This is a genomic window from Pontivivens insulae, from assembly GCF_900302495.1.
GTDB lineage: Bacteria > Pseudomonadota > Alphaproteobacteria > Rhodobacterales > Rhodobacteraceae > Pontivivens > Pontivivens insulae.
In genome coordinates, this window is sequence record NZ_OMKW01000001.1 from 1,112,726 (window position 1) to 1,118,895 (window position 6,170).

Below are 6,170 nucleotides of genomic sequence, written 5' to 3' on the forward strand. Positions count from 1 at the left end.
AGGAACCATGACATGACCAACAATCAGAACACCACCTTCACCTTCCTCAATGGACGCACGGTCAATCGCATCGGCTACGGCGCGATGCGCCTCACAGGCCAGCCCCGCAACTTTGGGCCTTACGCAGACTGGCAGGGTGGCATTGATTTGCTACAACGTGCGCGTGACCTTGGCGTTACCCACATCGACACAGCCCGCGCTTATGGACCCCATGAAAACGAAAAGCTGATTGCCGACGCGCTTCTGGCCGAAGATGGCACCTATGGCGATATGTTCATCGCCTCCAAGGGCGGTGTGGAAAAGAGCGCGACAAGCATTAGCCGCGACACATCCGCCGCGACGATGAAACGGCATTTGGAGGAAAGCCTTGCCAGTCTGCGAACGGGAAATATTGACCTCTACTACGTCCATTCTCCCGATGGCGTGACGCCCATCACCGAGAGTGTGGCCGCGCTTGAAGAGATGCGACAGACCAGGAAAATCGACATGATCGGGTTGTCCAACGTCTCGCGGGTGCAAGTCGAGCAAGCCCTGAAAGTCGCGCCGATTGCGGCTGTCCAAAATCGCTACTCGCCCGCTGACGCGCGTGATGATGAACTGGAAAATATGATCGACTGGCTGAACGAACAGGGCATTGCCTTTGTCCCGCATGGCCCGCTCGGTGCAAACCCGATGAAACAGGGGGCCGCTGTCGATCCGGGGGACGCATTGCGGACGCTGCTTGCCCGGTCACCCAACATCCTCGCCATTCCGGGCACAACAACCATCGCGCATCTGGAAGACAACGCTTCGGCGTTGGAAACGCAACATGCGTGATCTGCTGATCACGTGGGCAGCGGCATGGCCGACGATTACGGTCCTGCTGTTGCTCATGGACGGGGCGATTGGGCAGTTGCCGCTGGCGGTCAGGACATTGGTTCTGACAGCTCTGATGGTACCGCTGATGACAATGCTGGTTGTGCCAGCTCTGAATCGCTTCGTCGGACACCTTGAAAGTAAACACCTGCGCTCCGGCCTTTAGGCCACGCTGACTTCACCTCTAACCACAACTTCCCCACTCCGCTTCACGCAAGCGGACCGGTTCACTTTTGACCAAAGGAGGCATCACAATGAAACTTCCCATCCTCACACTTGCAGCGGCGGGGTTCGCCGTCGTCACGACAGAATTCGTGATTATCGGCGTCCTGCCGCAACTCGCAGCCGATCTTGGCGTCACCATCGCGCAAGCTGGTCTGTTGGCGACGATCTTCGCCTTTACTGTCGCCATTGCGGCTCCGTTTCTGACGGCCCTGGTGGCGCAGGTCGAACGGAAAAAGCTATTCGCCACGCTGCTGGCAATGATCGCCGTGTCGAACGTCCTGACGGCTTTTGCACCAACTTTTGAAACGCTTGCGGCCGCCCGAGTCATAGGCGCTTTGGCACTTCCTGTTTTCTGGGCCGTTGGCACCGCTTCAGCAGCACAGCTCGGAGGACCAGAAGGTGGCGGTAAATCCGTAGCCATCCTTTATGCCAGTATCTCGGCAGGGACGGTCATCGGCATTCCGCTTGGGACACTCTTGGCTGATTTGATGGGATGGCGCGTTATGTTTGGGGCAATCGGTGCACTGGCGGCGATCATGTCGCTGGCGCTCCTGGCCTTCTTCCCCACAACCAAACCGCAATCCGCTCCCTCGTTGCTGAAACAGGCGTCGATCCTGAAACGCCCGATGTTTCTCGGTCATCTGGTACTGACTGCTTTCGCCTTCACGTCGATGTTTGTGGCCTACACCTATCTGGCGGACATTTTGCAAACACTGGCGTCTGTTCCTGCAAGTCAGGTGGCGTGGGTATTGATGGGCTTCGGTATTGTCGGCCTGTTCGGTAATTGGCTGGCTGGCCAACACGTTGATCGCAGCCCTATGGATGTAACGGTTGTATCGCTTGCCGCGCTTGCGCTGTCATCCTTCGCTACGGTCGCACTGACCGGGCAAGGCATCCTGTTCCTGATCCCCCTGGCGATCTGGGGCGCAGCCCAGTCAGCAGGCTTCATCGGCAACCAGTTGCGTGTCATGAAGCAGGCTCCTGAAGCGCAGGATTTTGCGTCGGCCCTGAGCGTAACAATCGCACAGGTTGGTATTGGCCTCGGAGCATTGATCGGCGGTCTCGTGATTGACGCGCAAGGGCTGGCCGCTCTCGGATCGGCCAATGCGATGATCGGGTTTGCCGGGCTGGTTGTTTCGGCCATCATAGCACTGGTGATCCGCGCATCGCGCACCATCGCCGTTCCTGCCGAGTGAAAGGCTGATGGCCGTCCACAGTGGGCGGCCATCGCCAACAGCCGACATTGGTGCAGCCGCAGCGAATGGGAGCTAAGTCCCTGAGGATTCAACGGGTGGTCGCAACACTTTAGCCTTCTTGAGAGATGGAGTGTTGAGACATGAAGTACCGAACAAGGACGTTTTACACTGACAAGCAGAAGTCTGAGATGTGGGATCGTTGGCAGCGAGGGGAGTCGCTGAGTTCGATTGGCCGCAGGTTTGATCGCGCGTCGTCGTCGATCTTTCCACATCTTGCTCTGACGGGTGGTATCCGCCCACCTGAACGTACCCGATCTGGACGCGTGCTGAGCCTGACTGAGCGTGAAGAGATCTCCCGTGGCCTCGCCTCCGGTCGATCCTTGCGCTCGATCGCATGTGATCTGTCCCGATCCCCCTCAACGATCAGCCGGGAAGTCCGCCGAAATGGTGGGCGCAAGGCTTATCGCGCGGCACTGTCGGATCAGCGCGCATGGGACTGCGCAAGGCGGCCCAAAGCCTGTAAGCTCTCTTTCAACGAAAACTTGTGTCGGTTTATTGCCCGAAAGCTTCGGCTGAAGTGGTCGCCGCAGCAGATCGCGGGATGGCTGATGCGCAGACACCCCGACGAAGAGCAAGAGCGCGTGTCACACGAAACGATCTATCGCTGTCTCTATGTGCAGACCCGTGGGGTTCTGAAGAAGGAACTTCAGCAATGCCTGCGCAGTCCACGTGCAATTCGACGGTCCCGGCATGCGACCCAGAAAGGACTGACACTGCGCAAGATCAAGGATGCGGTGCCGATCAGTGAGCGCCCGCCAGAGATTGAGGATCGGGCTGTACCCGGCCACTGGGAGGGCGATCTGATCGTTGGGGCCAACAACAGCTACATCGCCACACTGGTCGAGCGGCACTCCCGGTTCGTGATGCTGGCCAAAGTTGCGAACAAGGATACGCAAAGCGTTATCACCGCTCTGATCAAGCACGCCCGCAAGCTGCCAAAGGAACTCTACCGCTCTCTGACATGGGATCGAGGCTCAGAGATGACCGACCATGTGACGTTCACCATGGCCACCAAGATCGACGTCTACTTCTGCAACCCGCAATCACCCTGGCAACGCGGCGGCAACGAAAACACCAACCGGCTTCTACGCCAGTACTTCCCGCGGGGCCTCGATATGTCGACCTACAGCCAGGCCAAACTCAGCGCAGTTGCACGTCAGCTCAACGAACGGCCTCGAAAAACCTTGCAATACGAAACCCCGGCACAGAGGTTCGCCAAGTGTGTTGCAGCGATCAATTGAATCCACAGGGACAAACCTGCCGTTTCGCGTTCCGACGCTTAAGGTCGGCTAGAACAGTGTGGAACGGCCCAAAGCCGACGTTGGGGCAGGGGGCTTTATGTTGCGCCGCAGTTCCCTGCACCCGTCATTCGCTGCGGTGCCGCGCATGTGATCAATCAAAGTGACGCAAGGCGAACGCAGCAGCCGTTCACTGCGGTTGCGCCAAAGGTCTGCTTTCGGTGCGATGAGACTGCAGCGCAAGTTTCGAACACGGCGTGCGCGCATTCACTACTGACGCAAAACGCAAGAGCTTCGTCACTTGAATCTTACTTTCCCTAAAAACCCGGCTCCTCACCTTCTTCCATTCCCCAGTCGTCATCCTCGTCGTCATCATATCCGTATCTGGTTCGACTAATTGCTCGCCTGTCTTGTGGTCTAATCCGATTTATATGGTCTTCAAAGTCTATGAGCTTGATATGCCTGCTAGCCAAGTGCTCGAATTCATCTGTGTAAAGACCGGAAAACGCGGCCTTTGAGAATTCTTGAGAGCGTGCAACGAGATTGACCAACCAGTTGGCGTCCACCGATGAAAGACGAGCACCTAGAGCAAGCTTCGGCTTTCGGGTGAGCTTGCCGTCTACATGCGCCTGCGCGAGCAACGCGCGAATATGTGCGTTTTTGGACTTCGCAAGTTCTTCCACCATCGGCACCGGAACCGGGATGTCACAAACAAAGAGCAACCAAACCAGCCATATCGCCTCATGATGATGGTTTAGTGCAAGACTGCGCCTTACAACGATCTCCGCAACGGCAAGCCAACCTTCCGTGTCAACGGCCAAACCCCGCGCTTTGCGCTTCGCAACGAGCAAGCAGGCGTAGTCAATTGCATGCGGATGTTTCTGAACAATCCTCTGAATATTTTGCTCACCAAAATCCCATCCGGGTGAATTATAGACCCGCACTTCGTCAAAAGACCGGAACAGGATTTTGATTGGACTGTCCGATCCCAGATCCCGAGCGGAGGTGACAGCCTCGGTGATGCCGCGTTCGAGCCTGTTATGCGCCAAATGAAATTCGAAAAAGTTCATGTGGTCTCGCAGCCGTTGCGCCCAAAGATCATTGATTGGGTCCAAGCTTGAGTGAATCTTCGTTTTCTGGTCATTGAGGTTCAACTCGAAGGTCGCAAGCACCTCGCGCAAATGCGAAAGAACCGATTGTGCTTCGTGTTCAGTACGAAGGCCAATGTAATAATCATCTACGTGGCGCACCGCCCCGACCACCATATCACCAACGACTTTGCTCAGTTCGTCATCGATTTTTGACAAGACGAACTCTGCGATCAGGCGGTATGCATCGGGTCCGACCAATACCCCTCGCGTGTTTCCACGTTGCCCATTCCGAACAAAGAAATCGAGCGCGTTGAAGAAGTTGCTGCTGGAATCCTTGTTCGTATCCAGTTTCGACTCTTCAATTCCATGAGCGGCCCAAGCAATGGAATGCGTGTAGATGCTCGGGAAGCATTGAGCGATGTCGGCCTTCAAAACGAAGGGCGCGTATCGCAGGTTTTTCGAGGCCCGCTTCGAAAGCTCGGAAAGCGACGGAACTTTAATCGCTCGTTCTTCGCCCTCATCCATAATCTTGGGCGTGCCAATAGAATATGATGATAAGGCGTAGTTAGCTTCAAAATGTCCCCAGTTCTTCCATATGAAACTGGACACATGAAAGTAGGAGACGATGTTGGGAGTGCCGAAAAAGCGGCGACTGCCGTCATGCTTGGTTCCGCTATACCGAACATACTCTGTCTTTCTTTCGTGGAACTTGTTGCCGTCAAGTGCACCGACGAGACCATGAAAGGCGCGCTTTGCGTCTTTTGACACAAAGCATGGAGGTAGCGTCTCAGGATAGAGACCTGAATTCATTAAACTGAACCGAGACTTCATGGCGCTAGCTTAAGTCGGAAGCGAGGCCACTTACAGTAGTTTCATGGCAAAAAACTTAGCTAAGCTTCCCAATCTTCGTGGTGCTTATACGAGACGCATGCTCTTGGAGTGAAACCCCAATTGTGTTGACCGGAACTGCACGTCAAGGTTTCTAGCTGTGGGCCCAAATTGGGCCAAACAGGAAACTTCAATGGCAGCAATGCGAGGTTCGCACCCGGTCACTTAGAGCGCCCAATTCGGTACTTTGGGCTCTTTCCGGCCATTAGCTGCACGGTGCCGTAAGGCAAATCGCTGAGCTCCGTCAGGAGATGCACGGCCCAAAGCCGACATTGGGGCAGGGGGATCGATGTTGCATCGCGGTTCCCCATACCGGTCATTCGCTGCGATGCCATGCTTTTGATCAGTTAGAGTGAAGCTCTGCGGACTGAGCTGCCGTTTGATTTCTTCCGTGGAACGTCCGCTTCGCGATACCGTTTGTCCAGTTGGCGACACCTACATTGATGCAACTGGGTTCTTTCGTAGAAACTCCGCTAAGCCGAGCGCGTCCGGTTTGATCTTTCGCAGCTCTTCACTCCCGAATGCGAAATTCACCCTGTTGTGCCAGGCCAGTTGCTCAGCAAATTCTGGCACCAGCCTTCGAAACAGGGCGCGAGGGAGGCGCCAGCCCTTTGGGC

The 6,170-nt window shown here is 55.9% G+C and carries 6 protein-coding genes; 4 read left to right on the plus strand and 2 right to left on the minus strand.

Translation table 11 applies throughout. From position 1 onward, the window contains the following. Window positions 1–12 precede the first annotated feature (12 nt). The 4 genes from POI8812_RS05240 (at window position 13) to POI8812_RS05255 (ending at window position 3,577) form a co-directional block, all read left to right on the plus strand. Window positions 13–816 carry an aldo/keto reductase gene (locus POI8812_RS05240; protein WP_108781436.1) on the plus strand — a complete coding sequence of 268 codons (804 nt, stop codon included), beginning with the start codon at window positions 13–15 and terminating at the stop codon, window positions 814–816. Continuing rightward, window positions 809–1,021 (plus strand): putative antibiotic biosynthesis monooxygenase, encoded by a 213-nt coding sequence (locus POI8812_RS05245; protein ID WP_108781437.1) that lies wholly within the window; start codon window positions 809–811, stop codon window positions 1,019–1,021. Before POI8812_RS05240 ends, POI8812_RS05245 begins: the two co-directional genes overlap by 8 nt. Window positions 1,022–1,109: 88 nt before the next feature. Beyond that, complete coding sequence (locus tag POI8812_RS05250; RefSeq protein WP_108781438.1) at window positions 1,110–2,276, plus strand: MFS transporter; 1,167 nt, start codon at window positions 1,110–1,112, stop codon at window positions 2,274–2,276. A gap of 140 nt (window positions 2,277–2,416) precedes the next feature. Further along, entirely contained in the window at window positions 2,417–3,577 is a 1,161-nt protein-coding gene (locus tag POI8812_RS05255; protein ID WP_108781439.1) for an IS30 family transposase, read from the plus strand. 314 nt (window positions 3,578–3,891) lie between these two features. On the opposite strand, the gene POI8812_RS05260 is transcribed toward POI8812_RS05255, so the two are convergent. Next, window positions 3,892–5,496 (minus strand): RNA-directed DNA polymerase, encoded by a 1,605-nt coding sequence (locus tag POI8812_RS05260; protein ID WP_108781440.1) that lies wholly within the window; start codon window positions 5,494–5,496, stop codon window positions 3,892–3,894. Between the two features lie 492 nt (window positions 5,497–5,988). Next, window positions 5,989–6,170: hypothetical protein (locus POI8812_RS17770; RefSeq protein ID WP_219928822.1), on the minus strand; the 182-nt coding region annotated here is incomplete at its 5' end.